The organism is Rahnella bonaserana (genome assembly GCF_019049675.1).
In the GTDB taxonomy this organism is placed as follows: Bacteria; Pseudomonadota; Gammaproteobacteria; order Enterobacterales; family Enterobacteriaceae; genus Rahnella; species Rahnella bonaserana.
The window spans coordinates 75,458-99,348 of sequence record NZ_JAFMOW010000060.1 but is presented as its reverse complement, the minus strand read 5'-3'; the positions used below and the strand labels follow the sequence as shown (position 1 = coordinate 99,348).

The window sequence follows — 23,891 nt, the reverse complement described above, 5'->3', positions numbered from 1 at the left end:
AATCATGCACTGCAAATTAAGACAGAAATATTTATGAATGAAGCGGTATTAATTAATACTGCATAACTTCTTCCGGTAATGGTTCGGCGTAAAAGAAGTCAGCTTTTTAAAGTTCTTAATAAACATACTCGGACTGCTATAACCGGAATCAAAAGCAATATCCGTGACCGAGTAGTTGGTGATCTCCAGCTGTTTTTTGGCAAAATCAATACGGATTTCATTTATAATCTGCATCGGCGTTTTGCCGTAATGTCGCTGCGTCGCGCGGGTCAGGTATTCCTGCGATTTTCCGGAAAGCTCGACCATGTTCGATAATGCTTTATCACCGAAGCGCGATTTATCATGCATTTTCTCAATCGCCGTTTTCAGCCAGCCGGGAATATCATGCGTCACTTCAGATTCACGGTGATGACGTAAACGGTTAACAATATAAAACGTCACCATTTCCAGAAATTCATTGAACTCACCGTTGCGGAAATTCAGTGAAGCAATAACTGACTCAATATAAGCCAGGAATTCCGTTTTTACCTGATATACCTGCGAGGCAACAAATCTGGCAGGTAATAAAGATAAATAATGCTGCTCGAAAAAAGCTTTACTGATCCCGACATTTAAAATCCGCGTGGCACCAAATTCATAAAAGCTTTGATGATTGGAACCTAACGGGATGAAAACGAAATCGCCACGTTCTAACAATACCCGTTTACCGTTAACGTTTTGGAAATACCTGCCGGTCAGGACAATGGTGAACTCATAGTAGTCATGCTCATGCAGCCCGGAGATGCTTTCTACTTTGTTGTAGATAAACATGTGGAAATTCTGACCGTCGAAGAGTTGATTTTCGCGCGCTGTCTTAATTTCCATACTCAGTACCGGTGGCTGCATTATGGTTCCCTACGTTATTTTATTTTCTCATGAAGCTCAATGAGTTCTGCAATCAGTTCACGTGCCAGCATAGAGGTCATCAGGTGATCCTGCGCGTGAACCAGCACCAGACTGACTTTGGTTTTGCCTTCACCCTGATCTTCTTCAATCAGTTTGGTCTGTATCAGATGCGCTTCGTTAAGCGCCATTCTCGATTGCGCCATGACTGAGCGTGCCTGCTCAAAATCGCCTTCTTTGGCTTTTTTCAGTGCCGAATAAGCCAGGCTGCGGGCCTGTCCGGAATTAATGATTAACCCCATCACCACTTCTTCGAGATCCTGCATTTCGCTTTCGGTATCCACAATGCTGTCTAAATCCATCATTTTTATCTCTCCGTGATTTGCCCGGTAGCGGCAGGCAGATTGCCCTGCCGCTGTCCGTTCAGATTAAAATTTCAGTGCTGCGGCAATGTCTTCTTCGCTTTCTTCTTCCTCGATAATCGCCTGCGCTTTGTTAGACAGGATAACGAAAGGCATATAAACCAGTGTGGCGATACCAAGGTTGAACAGTGCGACTAACAGAGCAGCGATGCTGCCGTTACTGTTAAAGAAGGCGCCCAGACCGGTCGGCATAGTCCACGGCGCGAGGTTCGTCACCGGTGGAATAATCCCCATGCTGTAAGCCGCCAGCGTAATTGCCGCCAGAATCGGCTGAACCAGTACGAACGGGATAAACATCACCGGGTTCATGATAATCGGCAGACCGAACAGGATAGGCTCGTTAATCTGGAAAATACCTGATGGAAGCGCCAGCTTCGCAACCTGGCGGTGATCAGCGCGGCGTGATGCGATAAAGATGGCGATAATCAGACCCAGCGTCGCACCGGAACCACCCAGCAGGATATAAGAATCCAGCATCGGTTTGGCCCAGAAGTGGAAGGTTTTACCGGCATCAATCGCCGCACTGACAGAGCCGTATTCGGTATACAACGCGATGTTTTCCAGCGCCCACGGCGTCATGATGCCGTTGTCCAGCGCAGTCAGCGCCAGTGAACCGTGCACACCGAAGAACCACAGCAGGGAGTTGAAAATCACATACGCCCAGCCGACTACGCTGCCCATTGCCGCCAGAGGTTTGGAAATAGAATCCATAATAATCTGGTGGAAGTTATGGCCATACAGTCCCAGCAACCAGGAAATGACCCCGAAGAAGAACAGAATAATAAAGCCCGGAATTAATGCGGAGAAGGAACGGGAAACCGACGTGGGAACGCTTGCGGGTAACGTAATCACCCAGTTTCTGCGAATAACAAAGGTAAACATTTCGGCGACAACCAGACCGATGATCATGCCGGAAATAATATTCGCGCCACCTAACCAGTTTGCACCGACCGCATAGGCTTCACCCACGCTATAAGGGGTGACGGTCATGAAAGCAGCAACGGCTAGTAAGCCTGCGGAAAGCGAATCGACTTTTCGCTCTTCTGCTAATGCCATTCCGATAAAGAACGGTGCCATCAGCGACATAATACCTAATGTGCCGTTATAGACATTAACACCGATCGTTTTTAATCCGGCCAGCGTTTCAATGGTTGACGGATCCAGCCGCACGCCTAAAGAATAAAAGAAGGAACCGGCACCGAAGTTCAGAAATACGTTATTAATTAAAACGAACATGGCGCCCGCCAGGGTCAGCGGCATTAATTTAATAAAGCCATTTTTAATGGCATTAATATGGGGTTGTTTACCTATTTTAACGGCAAAAGGAAGCAGTATCTTTTCAAGTGAATCAATGGCTTTGCTCATTGGATTTTCCTTTAATGCCGCCATCCGACGGCCAGGGTATGAAATTCGCTCTTTGACTGGAGTTCTCTTTGACTTAAAAATTTCAATATAAAGATGTTCAATTTAAAAATAAGGGAAAACGGAAAATTACTGCGCTGCTGCTTTTTTGATCGCAGCCACTGCTGCTTTCAGTACACCCAATCCATCAATTTTGCCGTACAGAACAGAATCGATAACTTCAACCGGCTTGCCCGGTAATACTTTTTTGATTTCGTCGAGCATGTAGGCAATTTGCGGCCCGAGCAATACCACATCTGCGGCGGCACCTTTTTCGGCAGCCAGTGTTTCTGGAAATGCTTCGATAATGACCGGTACTTCGTATTTCTCGGCCTGGACTTTCATTTTAGAAACCAGCAACGAGGTAGACATTCCGGCGGAACAAAACAAATAAATGACTTTCTTTTCCATGATGAAACCCTCATATCCCGAATAAATTACAGCTCAGACAACGGTTCCTGGTAAACCAGTAAGAATGCTTCCAAAGCCAATCGATGAAAGTGACCTATTGTCTCTGCTTGAGTTGAGTATACGGCATCGCTTAAGCAGGGGATAATTCTTAACTAACTGAAATTGTCTCTCCTTGACCAACGCCTATGACTGTCTTCACGTTTTGGGTAAATAATTCGCGGGAATAAATAAGATTTCGTCGGACCACGACGCAACAATGAATTAACACTTAACCCTACCTAAGCCTGTTCTGTTATGAGAAACTGAGAATGTTTGCGCAAACATTCTCGTATCGGCCCCCGGATATCAGTGAACAACGTTTTGAATACTAAAATAAAAACCCAAAAAGGCCGTTCCCGTACGGCTACGCTCGAAGATGTCGCCCAGGCTGCCGGACTTTCTCCGATGACAGTCAGCCGCGCCTTAAACAATCCCAAAGTCGTTCGCCCTGCGACCATCGCGCGCGTGATGGAAGCGGTCAACAGCACCGGATACATCCCGAATATGCTGGCCGGTGGACTGGCGACCAGCCGCACCAAACTCATTGCCGTGGTGGTGCCACAAATTAACAACAACATGTTTGTCGATACCGTTCAGGCGATCAGCGATCAGCTGGCGGCACGCGGTTACCACATGTTGCTGTGTATTGTCGGCTACGAGCCGGAAGACGAAACCGACATTGTTTCCACGCTGCTGTCCCGCCGCCCGGACGGCATCGTGCTGACCGGTATTCATCACACGTCAGAACTGAAAAGAATCATTCTTAATGCCAATATTCCGGTGGTAGAGATTTGGGATCTCACGCCAACACCGATTGATATGCTGATTGGCTTCTCGCATGAAAAAGTCGGTAATGCCATCGGGGAATACTTCGCCGCTAAAGGGTTTACGCATTTTGGTTTTATCTGCGCCTCAGACCGCCGCGCGATGGTACGTAAAAACGGAGCGATCAGCGTATTGCGGGCAATTCCTGAGCACGACATAAAAGAAGTGATTGTCTCACGTCCCGCTAATATGGAAGTCGGACGCCAGGCACTGCGCCAGTTGCTTGAGAGCGGTCACCGGTTCGACGCCATCATTTGCAGTTCCGACACCCTGGCCCAGGGCGCCATTATGGAAGCTGAAGCGCATGGCTTACGTGTTCCCGATGATTTCTCGGTGATCGGTTTCGCGGATTTGAATTTTGCTGCACACAACCGCCCTGCCATTACCACCGTCAGCGTCGATAAATGGGATTCAGGCATCCGCGCGGCGGACATGCTGGCGGATAAAATCGAAGGCATCGCGGTTGAGGAACCTATAGTCGATATCGGCTACCGGCTTGTTATCAGGGAATCAGCCTGATGCCTTTTGTCGACTCTCCGTGCGAAGGAGGGCATTTTGAAACTGCCCCGGCGTCTTTCCAAAACGTTGCCGGAAGACGTCGATATAAGCACTGACGTTGCTGTAACCACTTCTTAATGCCACCTCGCTGACCGGCAAGCCGGCAAGCACCCATTGCAATGAAGTGACAACTTTTGCCTGCTGTCTCCACTGGCTAAAACTGAGGCCGGTTTGTTGAGTAAACAAACGACTCAGGCTGCGAACGCTGAGTCCCCATTGTTTGGCAAGCTGCGTCTGGTCCAGCGCGCACGCGGGGTTTTTCAGTAATTCATTCGCGACATTACGCGCCCGGCGATCGACGGGCAACGTCAACTGAAGCGGCAAGTCAGGAGCTCCGGCAATTTCAAAGCCTAATAATTTGAGAAGATGACGTTGATATTCCGCAGGGGATGAAAAATCACCTTCCCGGCACAGGCGTTCCAAAATCGCCATCACGAAGGCATCTGCCCCATAGACACCCGGATGAGCGGGAAACGGTGGGCAGGAAGCAGGTTCAAGGTAAAGGCTTTGACCTTTCACGCCTGCCGGAACCCAGGCCCTGTGGCTGACATCAGCGGGAAACCATCCCAGTGATCCCGGTGTAACAGTCCACTGTACTGACGTCGTTTCAATGACAAGAATGCCATGATTCAACCAGTACAGCTGACCGGATGCGTGTTTATGCCAGGGCGTCGAATGCAGACTGTCGTAGTCGAATTTTTCAATTTTCATCTTCTGGCCGGTTAACCGTATATCTTGTCCAGATACGGATAATACCCTCATCCGCTCTTCCCGTACTCTTTCTGCTCTCAAAATGGAGGAACCGATGAAAAAGACAACTCAGACAGTCATTGATGCATTGCAAAACGTGGTCTGCAGCCCTGAACACAGCGAGCATGACATTGCCCTTTACTTTGACCCGGGCTATCAGCAGGTGGTCGATGGTCACCGGCTCGATTACCGCGAATTTATTCAGCATATGGCGCTGCTTAAATCACAGACCACACAAATAAACGTCTCTGTTCTGTCCGCCGTCACGGAGGATCAGACGGTGTTTACACACCATCATGTCAACGCAGCAAAAATTCAGGGAGAACACTGTGAATTTGAAGTTTTTGCCCGCTTCACGTTGTCATCTGGAAAGATCATCCGTTGTGAAGAACTCACCCGGATGATTCGCGGCACATCAGGCGACCGCGATCTTGGGGGCAGACATTAACAGTCCCCTACTTTTTGCTTAGGGGTGGGGACCACCACCCGATAACCAGGCTTAATTGATAGGTTACCCTTCACTCGCTACCTGGTCTGGTGGTCAGGTCAGCGCGACCCTCACCTTTAGTCCAATAACGAGCGTGGCAAAAAACATGATGCAACCGGCGGTGATGAAAACACCTGTTACACCGCTGATACCAAAGAGTAATCCTCCCAACGCCGCACCCGCAGCAATTGAGGACTGAACGGCTGCGACTACCATGCCGCCAGCGGTTTCAGCCTGATCGGGAACCGAACGCGCTACCCAGTTTGACCACGCAACCGGTACGCCACCAAATGCCATCCCCCACAACGCGACGAAAAACATTAATCCCTTTTCCTCCAGTGGCAGCAAAATCATGCTTAATGCCGCGAAACCGACAAGTGCTGGCATGAGTATCAGGGTAAGACGCAGGCTTCTCTCCATCAGCCACCCGGCCAGCAGCGTACCGATAAAATTAGCGATGCCAAATCCAAGCAGTATCAAAGACAAACGATCCACATCGAGTTGGGCAATATTTTCAAGCGCCGGGCGAATATAGGTAAACAGCGCATACTGACCCGTATGGGCGATCACACACCCCGTCATTCCCATCGCAATGCCTGGGCGGCGGAGTAAATCCATGACAGATGCCGTTATCGTCATTCTACGCGGCGCCATTCCAGGAAGGGTAAACAGCTGAAAGATCAGTGTCAGCACGCCGACTGCGGTGGCAGCGATAAAAGCACTACGCCAGCCATAAAGCCCACCTAAATAGCTCCCCAGCGGGATCGAAACCACAGTACCGACAGCAATACCGCTAAAAATAATGGAGAGAGCACGCGGAACGCTTTTAGCAGGGACCAGCCGCATCGCTACGGCAGCAGCCATACTCCAGAAGCCTCCCAGCGCGATGCCCAGCAAAATGCGCATGACTAACAGAACAGCCAGACTGGATGAAAGTGCGACAAGCAGGTTGGAGGCAATCATCAGCACGGTAAAACCCAGCAAAACATTTCGGCGATCATAATTACGCGTCAGGCGGGGAACCATCAGACCCGCAAACAGGGCCACCACCGCCGTTACCGTTACAGACTGACCAGCCAGAGCTTCGGTCACACCGAGATCGGCGGCCATGGGTGTCAACAGGCTGGCAGGAAGATATTCCGCAGTCAGCAAGCCAAACACGCCCATCGTCAGTGAAATAACGGCCATCCATGCGGATTCTTTGGGTTCCGGGCTATTCAAACTCGCGGATACAGCTACAGTTGCTTCATTTCTCATAACACACTCTTCCTGGGAAAAAATCACAACACCAAGTCTAGAGTTGAGCAGCTGGACGATCTATGATGCCACATCCTGATTTTTTACCCGAAACGCCGGTTATGCATGTGAATAAACATTTTGCCCTGTCATCCGAGCTCATCAGTGAACTGCTGCTGGAAATGCGCCTGCGTGGCGTGCAGTATCGCCGTTTACAGACTGGCTCTGAATTTGGCGTCGGTTTTAGCAACAGACCGGGACATGCCTATTTTCATTACATCGCTGTGGGCACTGCTGTGCTTCGTACGCGCGACGGGACGTTGCACGAACTGAAAGCCGGAAGCATGGTATTTATGCCGCAGGGTGAGGAGCATCAGCTTTTATCGGATGTCAGCTGTTCATTTCAACATATCGACACCTTAGGCTCTGCGCCTTTGGGCGAGGCCGTCAGCGGAATCAATACTTGTCCAAGTTCGCATCCGACACCCAGCACGGTTCTGTTTTATGGCTGTATGGCGTTCGATCTCGGTGGAATGCAGGGTCTTGGTAAACTGATGCCGCAAGCCATAGTGGTTGAGGCAAATGAACAGATCTATCCGGGACTGGTTCCCATACTGGGCGCGATGAAATTTGAAATCTGTTCGGGACGCGCCGGATTTGCGGGCATTCTGGCACGCCTCGCAGAAGTGGCGGCCGCCATGATTGTGCGTGGATGGATCGAAAACGGCAGCGAGAACGCCGCAGGCCTGATCGCTGCGTTACGTGATCCCCGACTCGCCCGTGCTATTCTGGCCATTCATCGCGATACGGGGCGGGAGTGGTCTGTTGCAGAGCTTGCTGCACAGTCGCATGTGTCACGTTCTGTTTTTGCTGAACGCTTCAAATCAATCATCGGCATACCTCCCCAGCGCTATGCAAGGGAGGTGCGAATGCGCATCGCAAGTCACTGGATTATTCACGATAAGATCTCAATTGACACCGTGGCTCTTCGCCTCGGCTATGCCTCACAGGCAGCGTTTAGCAGAGCTTTCAAGCGCATCAATGGATATCCGCCGGGCGCTATGCGTCAGCGACCCGCGAGACAAAGGGGAATCGCATCAATCACCCATCCGGGCTCTGCCGTTTAAATGGATAAGGAGCCTTTACCGCTGCTGGAAGACCAGAACCCACAACGACGAAGCGAAATACGAGAGGCGAGAAAGGGTTAAAGGAGAAATCGGGTACTCCGTGCCGATATGAAAAGCTATTTGATCTGTGCATTTGCCAAAAGCACTTTCACTCCACTCAGAGGTGTCGCAGTTCGCTAAAAAGCACGCCTCCAGGCTGACGTCATCTCTATTAGGATGGATATACCCACGGGGATCCGTTCCATCCTATTAAGAAATGAGTTATCCGTATTTATGGGAACGTCGCCGAACCCCCGAATTCCAGATAGATTTTTGCCAGATTTTGGAACTGATCAAAGCGGTTTTCATCCAGTGATAGCTCAACCTGGCGGCGCTTCTCCTGAGCATCAAGCCAGAATGAGACAGGCACAGCGCCCTGGCGATATCGTACTTCGTTCAGTCGCTCAGACTCCCTTGCCAGTTCAAGTCCTTCATGCAGCCTTTTTTCCTGCGCCAGTAACTGGTTACGCAGGGACAGCTCGTCTTCAATACTGCTCATCGCTTTATAAAGCGACTGCTTAAACTCCAGTAATCGCTGTTCGTAGTCGTTGCGGGCAATTTTTACTTCCACGCCCTGTTGTCTCCACTCGAGAAACGGCAGTGTCAGGTTGGCGCCAACGGAACCGACAGGATTTTGCAGGAACGCCATCAGCGAGCTGCTGCTGGTACCCAGAGAACCGGTCAGACTGAAAGCGGGATAGAATTCGGTGCGCCTGATATCAACGGTGGCCAGAGCTTCACGCACCCGCCACTCTTTAGCACTGATATCGGGTCGGTGTCTCAGCACGCTGGCCGGAATGTTCGCATTAACCGCAGGCATTGCCCCTTTGGGCAACGTCATCGGTTCAGCCACGGGACTGCCTGGCGCGGTACCCAGCAATACCGCCTGCTGATTCAACGCCTGCAAACGTTCACGCTGCAGCCCGGTGAGCCTGTTCTCCTGGGTCAGCAAGCTTTGCCGGGCATCAACCACATCAAGTGATGAAGCGCCACCCGCCTGGTAGCGGGCCTTCGCCAGGCGTAGCGTTTCTTTTGCGTAACCGATGCTCTGCTGAAGGACGCTTATCTGTTGGTTGATAAAACCAATGCGCCAGTAGTTGACACTGGCCTCTGAGAGCAAGGTCAGGCGTGCTGCGCGCAGATCCTCTTCTGTGGCCTGACTTGCCCAAACCGCGGCATCGCGCTGCCGGGCCATTTTGCCCCACAGATCCAGTTCATAACTGGTATTCAGGGTGGCGGAACTGCCCTTTTCCCAGCCTGATGAGCCGGTAAGTGGTTTTCTGCTGTCCACGCCCAGCGTCCCTTTTAACCCAGGATCGCTTGCAATGCCTACTCTCTCGGCGTCAAGCCTTGCCCGGTACACCCTTAACACGGCCAGAGCCACGTCATTATTGCTTGCCATCACCTGGCGTAACCAGCTATCCAGCAGGGGATCATTAAACGCGTACCAGTCAAACGGCGCGGGCTCCCCGTCGGCACTGTCGTGATACCAGCTGGCCGGATACTCCACGGCAGGCGCGTGATAGTCGCTTTTTAGTAAGTTTGCGCAGCCTGCGCTGAGCGTGGCGGCAAGGCATAAAGCCAAAGGTGATAATATTTTCATAGGTTACTCGCTGGCCAGTGAAGCGACCGGATCCATCCTTGCCGCCTTGCGGGCGGGGAGATAACCGAAGATCATGCCAATGATTGTTGAACAGACAAATGCGACAGCAGCAGCCTGCCAGGAATAGATGGCGGTAAACATTCCGCCTGCCAGCGCGGTGAACAGAGCGCCTGCGGCAAACGACAGCGCGATGCCTAATGCCCCTCCCATCAGGCACACCAGAACGGCCTCAATCATAAATTGCTGCATGATATCGCTTCGGCGCGCTCCCACCGCCATGCGCACGCCGATTTCATGGGTACGCTCGGCAACGGACACCAGCATGATGTTCATCACCCCAATACTGCCGATCATCAGTGAGATGCAGGCAACCATAAGAATCAAAATGCTGAACGTCATCGAGGTGCTTTCGATGGATTTTCTTATCTGTTCAAAATTATAAAGCTGGAAGTCTTTTACGCGGTGACGCTGAGTCAACAGCTGAGATATCGCACTGACAGCGGCCTCGTTAGCCACATTGTCCTTCAGCCGGACGCTGATGCTGGTCAGTACCGGTGTACCTGCCATTCGGTACATTACTGTACTGTAGGGCATCCACACGGTAATACGGTTAGGTGCATAACTACGGTTATTGCTCTTAGCGATGCCCACAACGCGAGCAGGAACGGAACCGAGGAATACAATTTGCCCCAGCGCCTTTAACCCCGCCTCATCAAATAACGCTATGCGGGCGTTTTCATCGATGATCACTTCCTGCAGGGCGTTACGATCGTCCCTGAACGTTGCCCCCTGCAAAATCTCGATGCCATTCACGCGGAAGTGATCTCGCCCAACGCCATTGATTGCGGCGGTTGCGGATTTTCCGCGAAAACGGATGGTGTCTGAGGCACTGACTTCCGGGCTTACGCTGTCAATAAACCCCTGCTTCGCCAGTGCTGCAGCATCTGCAGGCACCAGCGTACGAATGCTTTCGGCGCTGTCGTCGAAGAAATCGCTCCCGGGGTAAATGCTCACCACGTTGGTGCCCAGATCTTTAATATTCTCCAGCGTCCGCTGCTTCGCCCCTTCACCGAGCGCCACCACCGTGACCACGGCAGCGATGCCGAAAATAATTCCGGTCATGGTTAAGGTTGTGCGTAAACGGTGTGCGTTCATCGCTTTCAGCGCCATTCCCAGCGATTCACGTGTACGATCGAGAAAACTTTGCCAACGACTTTGCCGGGTCCTGTTGGGAGGCGGCAGTTTTTCCATAGTGGTCAGGCGGCTGCCGCTGTCTGAGATAATTTCGCCGTCGCGCAGTTCGATAATCCGCTGAGCATGTTGCGCCACCTTCATGTCGTGGGTCACTATCACCACCGTATGACCCCGCTGGTGAAGTTCGCTGAGGATGGCCAGCACTTCCTGCCCTGACTGTGAATCCAGCGCACCGGTCGGTTCGTCCGCCAGAATTATCTCTCCGCCATTAATCAGCGAGCGGGCAATACTGACGCGCTGTTGCTGCCCGCCGGAAAGTTCACCAGGTTTATGATGCTCCCGCCCTTCCAGACCGAGCCTGCCCAGCAATGCTGCGGCCCGCAGCCGACGCTGGTCACGCCCGCTGTTGGCGTAAATGGCAGGGATCTCAACATTGCCCAGTGCGCTGAGATCTGGCATCAAATGATAGCGCTGGAAGATAAAACCGATATGTTCCCGGCGTATTCTTGCAAGCTCATCCGGTGAAAGCTGGGCAGCATTTTGCCCGCCGATGTAATAATCCCCGCTGTCGGGGACATCAAGGCAACCCATGATGTTCATCAGGGTCGATTTACCCGACCCTGAGGCGCCGATAATCGCCACCAGCTCACCTGCCGCGATCGTCAGACTCACCTCTTTGAGGACGGTAAGCGTCTGGCCACCATTACGGTAGGTACGGCTAATACCGTTAAGCTCAATAATATTGCTCACAGCACGAACCCATCCCCAGGTGCTTTTTCACCCGGCTGCGACAGCACCACCTTTTCCCCGACTTTCACGCCATCAAGGATCTCAATATCCACGCTGTTGGTTATTCCGGTTTTTACCTGTCGGGTTTCAAGCTTGCCGTTATTTGTCAAAATCTGCACCTGCTGCTCATTCCCGTCTGCTTTATGCACCGCCTGAATGGGCACCAGAAGCGTATTTTTACCTTCGCCGGCAAGCAGCGTGACCTGAGCAGTCATGGCAATTCGCAGCCGGTTTTCCGGATTGGGCACGTCCAGCAGCGCGTTGTAGTAGACGGACGCATTCGAGGTACCTGAGCCTGATGCCGAACCGCTGCTGGCAAGGGTGTCGTCTTTCATTACCGATTCCGGCGCCAGTTCAACGGTGCGCAGTATCGCGTCATACTCTTTGTCCGGTTCCGAGAAAATGGTGAAGCGCGCTTTTTGGCCAATGAAAATACGGGTGATATCGGCCTCAGAGATCTGAGCCTTAATGGTCATCACATCCAGTCGGGCAAGCTTGATAATCGTCGGTGCACTTTGGCTGGAGTTCACCGTCTGCCCTTGCTGGGTCACCACTGCGATAACGATGCCGTCCATCGGCGCGACGACACGTGTGTAGCTCAGGTCGACCTTTTTCTTATCCACCTCGATCTGCGCCTGCACCAGACGCGCGTTAAGCGACAGTAGCTCCGCACGCGTGGTCGCCAGCGTGGCTTCTGCGGACTCAAAATCTTCACGTGAGCTGGCTTCTTGGTTAAGCATCTGCCGCTGCCGTTTGTAACGGAGTTCAGCCTGTTTTAAGAGCGCCTGCCTGGCTTGCAGATCGGCTTTGACCACGTTGAGTGCGGCTTCTGCGGTGCGCAAATCATTACGCTGCGGTACATCGTCAATGTCAGCTATCGGTTGCCCTTTAATGACCTGATCGCCAGGCTTAACCTTCAGCGATTTTACCTGGCCTGAGACCTGAGCACCGACGTTAACGCGCTCAATCGCATCGATTCGACCGGTAGCCAGTACGGTATTTTCAATATCCCCTTTACGCACCGGAGCCGTGACATACTCCGGGACCGGCACGCTGCGCAGGAAGAACAAGGAGACGGTGATAAGAACTGTAAGCATCACCGCAGCAAAAATGGCGACGCGACGTGAAGGGAGTTTCATTAACATTGTGCGGGTTTTCCATAACATTAAAACGCAGCGATCTCAGATATCATTTTGCCCCCCTGAGTCTCTACAGGAGTTAAACACGGGGTTAGCGGTAAATGCACGTGTTACAAATCCTGGACTGGCGTTCCATTTCTGCGGGCCTGATCTATTTTAAAATAAATATCGGCATAAGGAAGGCAAGCAATGCTCTCTGACAAGAGCCTGACCCAAATGAGGCTGTCTGATAAGCCACTAAAGGAGTTGTGCCGGCTTTGCGAAAGCGGACAGGGATCTTCTCAGTCTCACAGCCGACAGCTTATCGAACATATTCCCGTAAGAGAATGGTTAATAATTTCGGTAGTCAGCGGCTATCCCCTTGCACAAAGTCAGAGATAGCCCATTCAATGATCCCTTTTTTGGATTAAAGTGATCCGGGTAGCCTCATTGGAGGTTGTCGTTAATCATCTTCACCCTCTCTTTTCCAGGGAGCATGTTAACTTGTTGCTTATTTCAACGTCTCTTTTGTCCCGCAAATAGATATCGCCCTAATTGAAATCCATTCTTATTTGTTAAAAATGTTAGCTAACATTCATAACAACAAATAACAGACACTTTCCGTGCGGAATTATATTAATCCAAATTCAGCCAAAGGAATTATAAAGACACCTTTGATAAACAATGCTATTCCCCCTCTCATTTATCATAATTAAAAAACATCTTATCCTGCTGTTTTTAATGAAATTTAAATCAAATACAACCTTCAAAAAACATTAAGATATTTCCCACCTCATACTTCTTGTGGAATTTATTCATTTATTTTAGATGTAGCGGTGATATTATCGATTTGTACCCAGAAAATAATAATAATTAACCCAAACTTAACATCAGGCATGTGAGAGTCGTAATTCTATGCTCCTTCAAAAAAAAACAACCCGTCGCAAGTTTTTACTTGGGTCGCTGATGGCTTTGCCTGTCGGGACCATCATGATGAAAGGGCTGTCAGCGGCACAAGCTGCGGAAATGGCTGCCCCGGATTTGCTCGATTATAAACCGATCTTTTTCAGCGCCGATGAGTGGCAATTTATTATGGCCGCCGCTGACCGCCTGATCCCTGCTGGCGGCAAAGGTAAAGCGCCGGGCGCGCTCGAAACCAACGTGCCGATCTTCATCGATCAGCAGATGCACGGCGATTTCGGTGAAGAAATTTACATGCAGGGACCGTTCAACGTGCATGCTCCGGCGACGATGGGGTATCAGATCCCGTTACGTCCGCAGCAAATCTACAAAACCGGCATTCGCATCGCGAACAGCTGGTGTCAGCAAAATCATCAGAAAGCCTTCCATGAGCTGAACGATCAGGACAAAGACAACGTTCTGACACAGCTTCAGAAAAACGGCATCAAGTTTGCGGACGCAGGCGAAGAAAATCTCGTCGCTTCGCAATTCTTCAGTGAGCTGCTTTCAGACACCAAACACGGTTATCTGGCAGATCCGATCTACGGCGGAAACAAAGGGATGAAGGCGTGGATCGCCATCGGATTCCCCGGCGCACGCGCCAGTTTCACCGAGTGGGTTAAGCAGCACAACGTCCCGTATCCGCTGGGGCCTGTGAGCCTGCAGGGCGCGCGTGCCTGAGTGCCTCGCCCTATTCCCCTTTTCTGATGACTGACAGGATTTAAGATGGCAAAAGTAACGAAACCAGAAGTCGACGTCGTTGTCGTCGGCCTCGGCTGGGCTGGCTCGCTGATGAGTATCGAGCTGGCAATGGCAGGCCTGACCGTTCGCGCGCTCGAACGCGGCGGCGATCGCGGCTACGAAGAATTTGCATACCCGAAACCGGCGGACGAGTACGCCTACGCGGTGCGCAACAAAGTCATGGCGACGCCGGCAGAAGCCGCGGTCACCGTGCGTTACAACATGAGTGAAACCGCCCTGCCGACCCGTAAATGGGGCGCGTTTGCGCCAGGTACGGGCGTGGGTGGTTCCGGTCTGCACTGGACGGCGGTTCTGATCCGCCCGACGCCGACCGATTTAAAACTCAAAACCTACGCCGACGAAGCGTACAAACCGGGCATCCTGCAGGAAGACATGCGGATCATGGACTTCCCGTTCACCTGGGACGAAATCGAGCCGTATTACACCAAGTTTGAGCACATCTGCGGTCAGTCCGGTAAAACCGGCAACCTGCGCGGCCAGATTATGGAAGGCGGCGATCCGTTCGAAGGGCCGCGTTCCGAGCCTTATCCGCTGCCTGCGCTGGAAGATACGCTCAACAGCAGCATGTTTGCTGAAGTCACCAAAAAGATGGGCTATCATCCGTTCCCGAACCCGTCGGCCTGCGTGTCCCGCGCCTGGACCAACCCGTACGGCAACCAGATCGCGCCGTGTAACTACTGCGGTTATTGCAGTAAATATCCATGCCTGAACTACTCGAAAGCCTCGCCGCAAACTGCCGTGATGGACGCGCTGAAACGCATGGATAACTTCTCCTATGAAGTCCATGCCAACGTGCTGAAAGTCGAGTTGCACGATGATAAGAAAACCGCCAAAGGCGTGATCTACATGGATGCAGACGGCAACGAATGCTTCCAGCCGGCAAAAATCGTGGTACTGAGCAGCTTCCAGTTCTGTAACGTGCGCCTGATGCTGCTGTCCGGCATCGGCAAACCTTACAACCCGATCACCGAAGAAGGCGTGATTGGTCGTAACTACGCGTTCCTGAGCAATGGCGGCTCGACGCTGTTCTTCAAAGACAAAAACTTCAACCCGTTCGCCACCGCAGGCGCCACCGGCCAGATGTTTAATGACATCTCTCCGGGCAACTTTGATGGCCCTTCTTTAGGTTTTATCGGCGGCGCGAAAATCCACAGCTCTCAGGCCACCGGCACGCCAATCAGCACCTCGCTGCCAAAAGGCACGCCTGCGTGGGGCACCGGCTGGAAAGAAGGGATGGAAGAATGGTACGGCCATTCGATGAAAATCAGCATCACGACGACCTGCCAGTCTTACCGCGACATTTATCTGGATCTCGATCCGAACTACAAAGACGAATACGGCTATCCGTTGCTGCGCATGACTTTCGACTGGAAACAGAACGAACTCAAATTGCAGCAATATCTGAAAGGCATCGTCGGCAATATCACTAAAGAGCTGAACCCGGACAGCTACAGCGAAAGCTTCCTGCCGATGGACGCACATTTTGACCTGACCAAATACGTTTCCACGCACAACGTGGGCGGTGCGGTGATGGGCGATAACCCGAAAACCTCGGCGCTGAACAAGTTCCTGCAAAGCTGGGATGTGCATAACGTCTTTGTGCCGGGAGGAAACGCGTTCCCGCAAAACTTCCAGGCCAACCCGACGGACACCATCGGCGCGATAACACTGATGGCAGCGCAGGCAATTAAAGATCAGTACCTGAAAAACCCTGGCCCACTGGTTCAGGCATAAGCGGAGATGAACAGGATGAAACTCAAAAGTTTATTTATCGCTAACGCCTTGCTGCTCGGTGCGGGTTTTATGGCGAATGCGCAGGCGGATACCAACACACAGTCCGGTAACGCAGCGCTGATCAAACAGGGCGAATACGTGTCGCGTCTGGGCGACTGCGGCGCGTGCCATACGGTAGCGGGCAAACCGGCGTTTTCCGGCGGACTGGCGATCAACTCTAATCTGGGCACCATTTATTCGACCAACATTACGCCGGATAAAGACCACGGCATTGGCGGGTATACCGAAGCGCAGTTCTCCGATGCGGTGCGAAAAGGTGTTCTGCCGGACGGTACCCGTTTATATCCGGCGATGCCTTATCCGGATTACGCCAAAATCAATGATGAAGATATGCATGCGCTCTACGTTTACTTTATGCAGGGCGTAAAACCGAGCGCGGAACAACCGCCGGAAACGGATCTGAGTTTCCCGTTCAGCCAGCGCTGGGGCATGCGTTTCTGGAACTGGGCGTTCGCGTCTGATAAGCCTTTCAAGCCAATCGGGGGCGCTTCTGAGCAAGTAAACCGCGGCGCGTATCTGGTGGAAAGTCTGGGTCACTGCGGCAGTTGCCATACTCCGCGCGGTTTCGGTATGAACGAGAAAGCGCTGGACAGCAGCGACTCTGATTTCCTGGCGGGCGGCAGCCTGAATAACTGGGACGTCCCTTCCCTGCGCGGCGTCGCGCACTGGAATGAGCAGGAAATCGTCGATTATCTGGGCAAAGGACGTAATGACAAAGCGGCAGTTGGCGGCGAAATGACGTCTGTGGTGGAAAACAGTACCGCCCACATGACCGATGACGACCTGAAAGCCATCGCGGCCTACATCAAATTCCTGGGCGGCAACCCGCCGGTTCCGGCAGAGGACACGCAGAAAGCCAGCGCGACCGAAGCCAAACTGACCACGGCGAAAAACCTCAGCGAAGGCGAGCGTTTGTATCTGGATAACTGCGGTGCCTGTCACTTCGTGACCGGTAAAGGCGCACCGGGCGTGTTCCCGCAGCTGGATCAGGCCACCATTGTAAACGCCAAAGACCCGACCGGATTGATCCACACTATCCTTGCCGGGGCTCAGCAACCGTCTACCGCACGCGCACCGTCCACGCTGGCGATGCCGGGCTTTGCCAACCGTCTGACTGACGAAGAAGCGGCGCAGCTGTCGACCTTCATCCGTCAGGGCTGGGGCAATAACGCACCGGCAGTCACGGCGAAAGACGTCAGCGAAGTCAGAAAAACCCTGACGAAGTAATCAGTCTTGCAGGCTCAAACGGCTTTCCTCGCGGAAGGCCGTTTTTTTATACGTGCTCAGGCGGCGGGCGTTTCATGCAAATGCCGCCACAGAATTTTCCCTTGTGCATCCACCTCAAATACCACCGTGGAATAACGCAGCGTTTCCGGCTGGCCGGGCAACTGCTGGCGTTCCTGATACGCGATTACCGCGCCTTTTTCACTTTCAGCAATCACTACCGGCTTTTCGACCTCAATCTTCAGCCCGCTTTTCGCGCCCCGCTGCGCCCTGAAAAACGCACACAATGCCGGATAATCCAGCCGGTGGCCGGTAATAGTCACCATCGAATAGGCCGGACTAAACCGCGCCAGCAGCTCATCACAAACCTGCTCAGGTGAGGCGGAGTCTGAAAACCAGCGCTGGATTAACTCATGCGCATCAAATACTTCTTTCACAAAACGATTCATATTCTTTCCTGTTAATGGTCTGGCTGATGCAATTCCTGCACAATTTCACGGCCCTGCAACCGCAGACACAGCAATACCGGAACAATAACGCTGGCGGCGGCAAAAATGAACGCCAGCCTGAAGGCAGACTGCGGAAGGTAAATCTGCAAAATATTGAGCATCACGCTGACCAGCGTCACGCCCAGACAAAAACTCAGCTGGCGGTTGATGTTCCAGAGCGCACTGGCATCCGCCAGTTTCTCCGTCTGAATATGTAAGAACGCGCCACTTTGCGCCGTGCTGCTGCACAAACTGCTGCCCGCGCCCATCAGCGTGAACGCGGCGATCGCCAGCCACGGTGCTGCGGGAAACACACTGAGCAGCGCCAGCAAGCCAATACCCCCGCCCTGAATCAGGCAGCCCGGAATAAATAACGCCCGCGGCCCGATGCGGTTAAACATTTTTCCGGTAAAACTGATGGCCGCAAACGACGCCAGCGACCACGGCAACATTAGCCCGCCTGACTGCGCCGCCGAAAAATGATGCTCATTTTGCAGATACAGCATGGCGATCAGGCTGACGCCGGTAAACACACCGGGAATGCACTGATAAACCAGCATGCCGGTGCGCAGCAGCGGATCTTTCATCAACGTCAGATCCAGCAAAGGCTCTGGCTGTTTTCGGGATACGCCAACAAACATCGCTATCAGCCCTGCGCCCGCCAGCAAGAATGCGCTGCCGCTCAGCCATTCACTGTTTTCACCCAGCGACGTCAGCCCCCATAACACCAGCGTCAGCCCGCCGTTAAGCAGCGCAAATCCCTTCACATCAAACCGCTCTGCCGGTTCCCGCGCCGTTTGTGGCAGCCATAAAAGCGCCAGCATCCAGGCCAGCAGTGCCAGAGGCAAGCTGGCAATAAACACCCAACGCCAGCTGAAACTGTCCACGATAATGCCGCCGATGGCCGGAGAAAGCGCCGGTGCCAGCAGCCCGACCAGCATGATCACTGCCGAAAGTCTGGCGCGTTCATGGCTGCGATAAAGCGCGTACGTCAGCGTCTGCCCGAGCGGGATCAATAATCCGCCGCCCAGCCCCTGCACAATGCGCCATCCAATCAGCGTGGTCAGATGGGTGGCGCTTGCTGCCCCAAAAGAGGCGAACATAAAAATTGTCAGCGAAAGGATAAATACCCGCCGCGCCCCGAAACGGGCGGCCAGCCAGCGGCTCAGCGGAATAACCAGCGTCAGCCCGAGAATATATCCGGTACTGACCCACGCCAGCGCGCTGACCGGTGCATCAAACTGCCGTGCGATGCCGGGATAGGCCACGTTAGCGATAAACATGTTGATCAGATCAACGAAAAAACCGAGCAAATACACCGCGGCAACCCGCGCTCTGTGACTCATCTGCACTCATCCACGATTAATTAAGGCGTGCAATCTAACGGAGATATTGTCCGGGATAAACCGGCGCTGCGCAGTTACACTGTCAAAAATATTTTGACAATCAGGAACCATAAAATGCTGAATTTGCAGCGGCTGGAGATTTTCGTCGCGGTGGTTAACGCAGGCAGTTTTACCGGCGCGGCGGCCTCGCTCGGACTGACCAAAGCGGTGGTCAGTTTCAACATTAAACAGCTGGAAAGCGAAACCGGCGTCGCGTTGCTGACCCGCAGCACACGACGGCTGTCACTGACCGAATCGGGCGAACGCTTTTATCAGCGCTGTCAGGATTTATTGCAGGAAGCCGAAGCGGTGCTTGACGATGTGCGCCGGGACCACGGCGGTCTGAGCGGACAGCTGCGCATCACCAGCACGCCGGAATATGGCGCGCGCGTGGTGGTTCCGGCACTGGCGGCGTTTTCTGCGCTGCATCCGCAATTACGCATTCAGCACGTTGCGTCCTCGAATCACGATGACCTGATTGCCGGACGCTTTGATCTGGCGATCCGCCTCGGACAGTTAGCCGATTCCAGCCATCATGCCGCCACGCTGGGAAATTTTGAAATCCTGCCGGTGGCCTCGGCGGCGTACTTGCAGCGTTCGGGAAATATTCAAACGCCGGAACAGCTGGCTCAGGCCTCATGGATTGCCCACAGCCGTCTGCCGCTGCCGATGAGCTGGCCGGTGACCAATACCCGTGGAGAAAAGATCCCCTTTCGAGTTGCTTCGCCTCCGGCCGTGACCGCCGACAGCGCGTCGGCGTTGTTAGCTTTCGCGCTGGCTGGAGCAGGCGTCGCGTTGCTGCCCGACTGGCTGGTGCAACCGGAAATCGACGCACAGCGTTTATGCCATTTGCTGCCCGATCACCGGTTCCCGCCACAGGGTATTTTCGCGCTGTATCCCAACACCCGCCATGTGCCGGAGAAGGTACGGCGGTTTATTGATTTTTTGCAAAAACACATGGCGGAGTTTCCTGCTCAGTCTAAGATTTACTTCAGCTAACAGAAGGAAAACGCTGACTATGCTCCTCGAAACATCGCGGTTGTTGCTCCGGCCTGTAGAGGCTGATGACATCGGTTCATTTTTTGCTATTTACGGCGATCCGCAAACTAACCTGTTTAATCCGCGCGGCCCGTTAAAAGACATGGCGGCAGCGAAGGAAAAACTGAGCGGCTGGTTACAGGAATGGCCGGAACACGGTTTCGGGCACTGGGCGATAGCGCTGAGTCATAAGCCTGATGAGATTATCGGTTTTGGTGGGCTTGGAGTTCGTGAAGGCTACGAAAATCACCGGGTATTTCTCGGCTATCGCTTTGCGACCATCGCGTGGGGAAAAGGGCTGGCAACGGAATTTGCCAGCGCATCGCTGAACGCAGGTTTCGAAAAACTGCATCTTGAGCGGATCTCCGCCACCGTGCGCGAAAATCATCTGGCTTCGCAGCGCGTGCTGGAGAAAATCGGCATGCAAAAAGTTGGTTTTGAAGGTGATCCGGTACATGGCACAGGCAGTTACCTTTACCGGCAGACAGATCACCGCACAATCCGCTGATCGTCAAAATCAGCAGGCGGCCAGCGCATCAACGTCACCAGCGGTGATCAACGCCAGATGGGCAGATATCTTCTCAACCGGCCAGTTCCACCAGGCGATCTGCTCCAGGCGGGCGATTGTCTCACTGTCGAAACGGTATCTGATGACCTTAGCCGGATTACCTCCCACGATGGCGTAAGCAGGGACATCGCCGGTGACCACCGATTTCGATGAAACGATGGCGCCGTTCCCGACCTTAACGCCGGGCATAAACAGGGCTTCATAGCCAATCCAGACATCATTCCCGATCACCGTATCGCCTTTATAAGGCAGGTCTTCTGCCGCAGGCATCACCTTTTCCCATCCGTTGCCAAATATCTGAAACGGATAGGTCGAAATGCCCGAGAGCTTGTGATTCGCCCCGTTCATGATGAATTTCACCCCGCGGGCCAGCGCACAGAACTTTCCAATCACCAGCTTATCGCCAATAAACGGAAAGTGATAAAGCACGTTGCGCTCGAAATCTTCTGAATCGACAGGATCGTCATAGTAGGTGTAGTCGCCAATAATAATATCGGGGTTGCTGACGGTGTTTTTGATGAAGCAGACCTGAGGAAATCCCTCCATCGGATGCTTGTTATCGGGGGACGGACCAGACATGTTATCTCCTTATATAAATGCCCCGGCGGGATATGATGCAGACCCCACTAAGAGTCATGGTGCGCGCACTCTATTTTAGAGGATAATCGCAGGTAATCGATTCACTATTCAGGAAATCCGCGAATGACACAACACCTCGCACCAGAAGACTACTACACCGAAAAATACGGTCTGACCCGTACCCATTCTGAAATTCTCAACGCAGTAAATTACGTGCAGCCCGGCAAAGCGCTGGATTTAGGGTGTGGCAGCGGACGTAACTCGCTGTATCTCAACCTGAAAGGCTTTAATGTCACCGGCTGGGACAACAATGCGATGAGCGTTGCGAAAGTGAATGACATTATTGCGGCAGAATCCCTGCAAAATATCGACATCAGCGAACAGGATCTGAATACGCACCGTTTTACCGGCGAATACGATTTTATCTTTTCAACGGTGGTGATGATGTTCCTGCAGCGCGACAGCATTCCGCACATTATTCAGGACATGCACGCTGCGACGAAAACCGGAGGCTACAACCTGATTGTCGCCGCGATGGACAGCCCGGATTATCCGTGTCCGCTGCCCTTCCCGTTCACCTTCCAGCCTGAAGAATTGCGTGATTATTACCGTGGCTGGGAAATTGTGAAGTACAACGAAAACGTGGGCGAGCTGCATAAACGCGATGAAAACGGTAACCGCTATAAGCTGCGCTTTGCGACGCTGCTGGCGAAAAAGATTTGATGTGAAAATAAGCTGGCGGGAACGCCGCCAGCCCTGTAAATCTGCCGAAGCCGGATGCTAGTGTTTAATCATCACATGCCGGATTGCCGTGTAATCTTCCAGTCCGTACATGGACATATCTTTGCCGTAGCCGGACTGTTTTTGTCCGCCGTGCGGCATTTCGCTGACCAGCATGAAGTGCGTATTCACCCAGGTGCAGCCGTATTGCAGACGGGCACTGAGTCGATGGGCACGACCGATGTTTTGCGTCCAGACCGATGAAGCCAGCCCGTAATTTGACTCGTTTGCCCAGTCGAGAACCTGCTCTTCAGTGTCGAATTCGGTGATGCTAACCACCGGCCCGAACACTTCACGTTGCACAATTTCATCTTCCTGACGCGCCCCCGCCAGCACGGTGGGCTGGAAATAATAGCCTTCGCCGCGCACGCGTTCGCCGCCGGTGACCACCTGAATATGCGCCTGCTGTTTTGCACGTTGCACGAAACCTTCCACCCGTTCTAAATGTGCTGCCGATACCAGCGGTCCCATTTCTGCGCTTTCATCCGTCCCAAGTTTGAGAGTAGAAACCGCTTCGCCCAGCGCGTTGACCAGCCGCGCATACACACCTTTCTGCACGTAGAGGCGACAGGCTGCGGTGCAGTCTTGTCCGGCGTTGTAAAAACCGAACGTGCGCACGCCTTCGACGACCTGATCGATATCCGCGTCATCAAACACAATCACCGGCGCTTTACCGCCGAGTTCCATATGCGTGCGTTTGATGCCGCTGGTTGCCTGCGCGACAATTTTCTCGCCGGTTGCGACCGAACCGGTCAGGGAAATCATCCGCACTTTATCGTGATGCGTCAGCGCGTTACCGACGGTCTGACCGTCGCCAAACAACACATTCAGCACGCCCGCCGGGAACAAATCCTGCGCCAGTTCGCCCAGCTTCAGCGCCGTCAGCGGCGTGATTTCAGACGGTTTGATCACCACGCAATTGCCCGCCGCCAGCGCCGGCGCAATTTTCCACGCGGCCATCATCAGGGGATAATTCCACGGTGCGATAGAGGCAATCACCCCCAGCGGATCACGGCGGATCATGGAGGTATGTCCGGTCAGATACTCGCCGCTGGCCAGTCCGTTCAGGCAACGGCTGGCACCGGCAAAGTAACGAAATACATCGGCCACCGCCGGAATTTCATCGCCCAGCGCCAGATGAAAAGGTTTACCGCAGTTCAGCGATTCGAGTTTTGCGAGGGCTTCAGCATTGCGTTCAATGCGCTCGGCCAGCGCCAGTAACAACTCAGAACGGGTTTTCGGCGTGGTCTGCCCCCAGTCGGTAAAAGCTTTGTGCGCCAGATCGACAGCCTGTTTGGTCTGCTGCTCGCTGGCCTGCGCAAGTCGCACTATTTCCTGCCCGTTATGCGGGTTGTAAACCGGCAACGACGTTCCTTCTCCGGCAACCAGCTCACCATTAATCAGCATGTTCGTTTGCATTAGTGTTTCCTTA

General features: G+C 53.0%; 22 protein-coding genes. 9 read left to right on the top strand and 13 right to left on the bottom strand.

What is annotated here, in order from left to right:
* Nucleotides 1-48: 48 nt before the first annotated feature.
* The 4 genes from chbR to J1778_RS10060 form a co-directional block, all read right to left on the bottom strand.
* The gene (gene chbR / locus J1778_RS10075; RefSeq protein ID WP_217173059.1) at nucleotides 49-885 is read right to left on the bottom strand and encodes a transcriptional regulator ChbR; all 837 of its coding nucleotides are present in this window, start codon (nucleotides 883-885) and stop codon (nucleotides 49-51) included.
* Nucleotides 886-899: 14 nt separating this feature from the next.
* Nucleotides 900-1,247, bottom strand: coding sequence for a PTS N,N'-diacetylchitobiose transporter subunit IIA (gene chbA, locus J1778_RS10070; protein WP_217173058.1), 348 nt, complete (start codon nucleotides 1,245-1,247; stop codon nucleotides 900-902).
* A gap of 63 nt (nucleotides 1,248-1,310) precedes the next feature.
* Nucleotides 1,311-2,669: a PTS N,N'-diacetylchitobiose transporter subunit IIC gene (gene chbC / locus J1778_RS10065; RefSeq protein WP_217173057.1), complete on the bottom strand. Its 1,359-nt coding sequence runs from the start codon at nucleotides 2,667-2,669 to the stop codon at nucleotides 1,311-1,313.
* 126 nt (nucleotides 2,670-2,795) lie between these two features.
* The gene (locus J1778_RS10060) at nucleotides 2,796-3,116 is read right to left on the bottom strand and encodes a PTS sugar transporter subunit IIB (RefSeq protein WP_217173056.1); all 321 of its coding nucleotides are present in this window, start codon (nucleotides 3,114-3,116) and stop codon (nucleotides 2,796-2,798) included.
* Between the two features lie 348 nt (nucleotides 3,117-3,464).
* On the opposite strand from J1778_RS10060, the gene J1778_RS10055 reads away from it, so the two are divergent.
* Nucleotides 3,465-4,499, top strand: a complete 1,035-nt coding sequence (locus J1778_RS10055) for a LacI family DNA-binding transcriptional regulator (RefSeq protein ID WP_120163301.1) — start codon at nucleotides 3,465-3,467, stop codon at nucleotides 4,497-4,499.
* Here the strand turns inward: J1778_RS10055 and J1778_RS10050 are convergent.
* Nucleotides 4,491-5,249: an AraC family transcriptional regulator gene (locus tag J1778_RS10050; RefSeq protein ID WP_217173055.1), complete on the bottom strand. Its 759-nt coding sequence runs from the start codon at nucleotides 5,247-5,249 to the stop codon at nucleotides 4,491-4,493. The genes J1778_RS10055 and J1778_RS10050 overlap by 9 nt on opposite strands.
* A 94-nt stretch (nucleotides 5,250-5,343) precedes the next feature.
* On the opposite strand from J1778_RS10050, the gene J1778_RS10045 reads away from it, so the two are divergent.
* A complete protein-coding gene (locus J1778_RS10045) occupies nucleotides 5,344-5,736 on the top strand; it encodes a nuclear transport factor 2 family protein (RefSeq protein ID WP_217173054.1) in 393 nt (130 codons plus the stop codon).
* Between the two features lie 93 nt (nucleotides 5,737-5,829).
* On the opposite strand, the gene J1778_RS10040 is transcribed toward J1778_RS10045, so the two are convergent.
* Complete coding sequence (locus J1778_RS10040; RefSeq protein WP_217173053.1) at nucleotides 5,830-7,032, bottom strand: MFS transporter; 1,203 nt, start codon at nucleotides 7,030-7,032, stop codon at nucleotides 5,830-5,832.
* 62 nt (nucleotides 7,033-7,094) lie between these two features.
* Here J1778_RS10040 and J1778_RS10035 point away from each other — a divergent pair, with 62 nt between their 5' ends.
* Nucleotides 7,095-8,138 carry an AraC family transcriptional regulator gene (locus J1778_RS10035; protein WP_217173052.1) on the top strand — a complete coding sequence of 348 codons (1,044 nt, stop codon included), beginning with the start codon at nucleotides 7,095-7,097 and terminating at the stop codon, nucleotides 8,136-8,138.
* A 271-nt stretch (nucleotides 8,139-8,409) separates the two neighbouring features.
* Here J1778_RS10035 and etsC read toward each other — a convergent pair whose 3' ends face one another.
* From etsC to etsA, 3 genes are read right to left on the bottom strand one after another with little or no spacing between them, the layout of a single operon-like run.
* Nucleotides 8,410-9,780 (bottom strand): macrolide efflux RND transporter outer membrane subunit EtsC, encoded by a 1,371-nt coding sequence (etsC, locus tag J1778_RS10030; RefSeq protein ID WP_217173051.1) that lies wholly within the window; start codon nucleotides 9,778-9,780, stop codon nucleotides 8,410-8,412.
* A gap of 3 nt (nucleotides 9,781-9,783) precedes the next feature.
* A complete protein-coding gene (locus J1778_RS10025) occupies nucleotides 9,784-11,724 on the bottom strand; it encodes a MacB family efflux pump subunit (protein WP_217173050.1) in 1,941 nt (646 codons plus the stop codon).
* Entirely contained in the window at nucleotides 11,721-12,908 is a 1,188-nt protein-coding gene (gene etsA / locus J1778_RS10020) for a macrolide efflux RND transporter periplasmic adaptor subunit EtsA (RefSeq protein ID WP_217173049.1), read from the bottom strand. Before etsA ends, J1778_RS10025 begins: the two co-directional genes overlap by 4 nt.
* A gap of 888 nt (nucleotides 12,909-13,796) precedes the next feature.
* Here etsA and J1778_RS10015 point away from each other — a divergent pair.
* The 3 genes from J1778_RS10015 to J1778_RS10005 are packed head-to-tail and all read left to right on the top strand — an operon-like array spanning nucleotide 13,797 to nucleotide 17,624.
* Complete coding sequence (locus J1778_RS10015) at nucleotides 13,797-14,522, top strand: gluconate 2-dehydrogenase subunit 3 family protein (protein ID WP_217173048.1); 726 nt, start codon at nucleotides 13,797-13,799, stop codon at nucleotides 14,520-14,522.
* 45 nt (nucleotides 14,523-14,567) lie between these two features.
* On the top strand, nucleotides 14,568-16,337 hold the full coding sequence (locus tag J1778_RS10010) for a GMC family oxidoreductase (RefSeq protein ID WP_095925350.1): 1,770 nt from the start codon (nucleotides 14,568-14,570) through the stop codon (nucleotides 16,335-16,337).
* Nucleotides 16,338-16,352: 15 nt separating this feature from the next.
* Nucleotides 16,353-17,624, top strand: coding sequence for a c-type cytochrome (locus J1778_RS10005; protein WP_420804074.1), 1,272 nt, complete (start codon nucleotides 16,353-16,355; stop codon nucleotides 17,622-17,624).
* A 56-nt stretch (nucleotides 17,625-17,680) separates the two neighbouring features.
* On the opposite strand, the gene J1778_RS10000 is transcribed toward J1778_RS10005, so the two are convergent.
* Both J1778_RS10000 and J1778_RS09995 read right to left on the bottom strand, forming a co-directional pair.
* Nucleotides 17,681-18,070: a DUF4440 domain-containing protein gene (locus J1778_RS10000; protein WP_217173046.1), complete on the bottom strand. Its 390-nt coding sequence runs from the start codon at nucleotides 18,068-18,070 to the stop codon at nucleotides 17,681-17,683.
* 11 nt (nucleotides 18,071-18,081) lie between these two features.
* Complete coding sequence (locus J1778_RS09995) at nucleotides 18,082-19,455, bottom strand: MFS transporter (protein WP_217173045.1); 1,374 nt, start codon at nucleotides 19,453-19,455, stop codon at nucleotides 18,082-18,084.
* A gap of 114 nt (nucleotides 19,456-19,569) precedes the next feature.
* Here J1778_RS09995 and J1778_RS09990 point away from each other — a divergent pair, with 114 nt between their 5' ends.
* Nucleotides 19,570-20,493, top strand: a complete 924-nt coding sequence (locus tag J1778_RS09990) for a LysR family transcriptional regulator (RefSeq protein ID WP_217173044.1) — start codon at nucleotides 19,570-19,572, stop codon at nucleotides 20,491-20,493.
* Between the two features lie 19 nt (nucleotides 20,494-20,512).
* A complete protein-coding gene (locus J1778_RS09985) occupies nucleotides 20,513-21,040 on the top strand; it encodes a GNAT family N-acetyltransferase (RefSeq protein ID WP_217173043.1) in 528 nt (175 codons plus the stop codon).
* A gap of 9 nt (nucleotides 21,041-21,049) precedes the next feature.
* Here J1778_RS09985 and J1778_RS09980 read toward each other — a convergent pair whose 3' ends face one another.
* Nucleotides 21,050-21,679 carry a Vat family streptogramin A O-acetyltransferase gene (locus J1778_RS09980; RefSeq protein WP_217173042.1) on the bottom strand — a complete coding sequence of 210 codons (630 nt, stop codon included), beginning with the start codon at nucleotides 21,677-21,679 and terminating at the stop codon, nucleotides 21,050-21,052.
* Nucleotides 21,680-21,802: 123 nt separating this feature from the next.
* Here J1778_RS09980 and tehB point away from each other — a divergent pair, with 123 nt between their 5' ends.
* Nucleotides 21,803-22,402, top strand: coding sequence for a tellurite resistance methyltransferase TehB (tehB, locus tag J1778_RS09975; protein ID WP_217173041.1), 600 nt, complete (start codon nucleotides 21,803-21,805; stop codon nucleotides 22,400-22,402).
* A gap of 57 nt (nucleotides 22,403-22,459) precedes the next feature.
* Here the strand turns inward: tehB and J1778_RS09970 are convergent, their stop codons facing one another.
* Nucleotides 22,460-23,878, bottom strand: a complete 1,419-nt coding sequence (locus J1778_RS09970) for a gamma-aminobutyraldehyde dehydrogenase (RefSeq protein ID WP_217173040.1) — start codon at nucleotides 23,876-23,878, stop codon at nucleotides 22,460-22,462.
* Between the last annotated feature and the right edge of the window lie 13 nt (nucleotides 23,879-23,891).

Bases quoted from the DNA above. Each gene is read 5' to 3' on its own strand.
- J1778_RS10005 (WP_420804074.1), top strand. From the start codon at position 16,353: ATGAAACTCAAAAGTTTATTTATCGCTAACGCCTTGCTGCTCGGTGCG.
- J1778_RS10015 (WP_217173048.1), top strand. From the start codon at position 13,797: ATGCTCCTTCAAAAAAAAACAACCCGTCGCAAGTTTTTACTTGGGTCG.
- tehB (WP_217173041.1), top strand. From the start codon at position 21,803: ATGACACAACACCTCGCACCAGAAGACTACTACACCGAAAAATACGGT.
- J1778_RS10060 (WP_217173056.1), bottom strand. From the start codon at position 3,116: ATGGAAAAGAAAGTCATTTATTTGTTTTGTTCCGCCGGAATGTCTACC.
- J1778_RS09985 (WP_217173043.1), top strand. From the start codon at position 20,513: ATGCTCCTCGAAACATCGCGGTTGTTGCTCCGGCCTGTAGAGGCTGAT.
- J1778_RS09970 (WP_217173040.1), bottom strand. From the start codon at position 23,878: ATGCAAACGAACATGCTGATTAATGGTGAGCTGGTTGCCGGAGAAGGA.
- etsC (WP_217173051.1), bottom strand. From the start codon at position 9,780: ATGAAAATATTATCACCTTTGGCTTTATGCCTTGCCGCCACGCTCAGC.
- J1778_RS10045 (WP_217173054.1), top strand. From the start codon at position 5,344: ATGAAAAAGACAACTCAGACAGTCATTGATGCATTGCAAAACGTGGTC.
- etsA (WP_217173049.1), bottom strand. From the start codon at position 12,908: ATGTTAATGAAACTCCCTTCACGTCGCGTCGCCATTTTTGCTGCGGTG.
- chbC (WP_217173057.1), bottom strand. From the start codon at position 2,669: ATGAGCAAAGCCATTGATTCACTTGAAAAGATACTGCTTCCTTTTGCC.
- J1778_RS09980 (WP_217173042.1), bottom strand. From the start codon at position 21,679: ATGTCTGGTCCGTCCCCCGATAACAAGCATCCGATGGAGGGATTTCCT.
- J1778_RS09990 (WP_217173044.1), top strand. From the start codon at position 19,570: ATGCTGAATTTGCAGCGGCTGGAGATTTTCGTCGCGGTGGTTAACGCA.
- J1778_RS09995 (WP_217173045.1), bottom strand. From the start codon at position 19,455: ATGAGTCACAGAGCGCGGGTTGCCGCGGTGTATTTGCTCGGTTTTTTC.
- J1778_RS10035 (WP_217173052.1), top strand. From the start codon at position 7,095: ATGATGCCACATCCTGATTTTTTACCCGAAACGCCGGTTATGCATGTG.
- J1778_RS10000 (WP_217173046.1), bottom strand. From the start codon at position 18,070: ATGAATCGTTTTGTGAAAGAAGTATTTGATGCGCATGAGTTAATCCAG.
- chbA (WP_217173058.1), bottom strand. From the start codon at position 1,247: ATGATGGATTTAGACAGCATTGTGGATACCGAAAGCGAAATGCAGGAT.
- chbR (WP_217173059.1), bottom strand. From the start codon at position 885: ATGCAGCCACCGGTACTGAGTATGGAAATTAAGACAGCGCGCGAAAAT.
- J1778_RS10010 (WP_095925350.1), top strand. From the start codon at position 14,568: ATGGCAAAAGTAACGAAACCAGAAGTCGACGTCGTTGTCGTCGGCCTC.
- J1778_RS10050 (WP_217173055.1), bottom strand. From the start codon at position 5,249: ATGAAAATTGAAAAATTCGACTACGACAGTCTGCATTCGACGCCCTGG.
- J1778_RS10040 (WP_217173053.1), bottom strand. From the start codon at position 7,032: ATGAGAAATGAAGCAACTGTAGCTGTATCCGCGAGTTTGAATAGCCCG.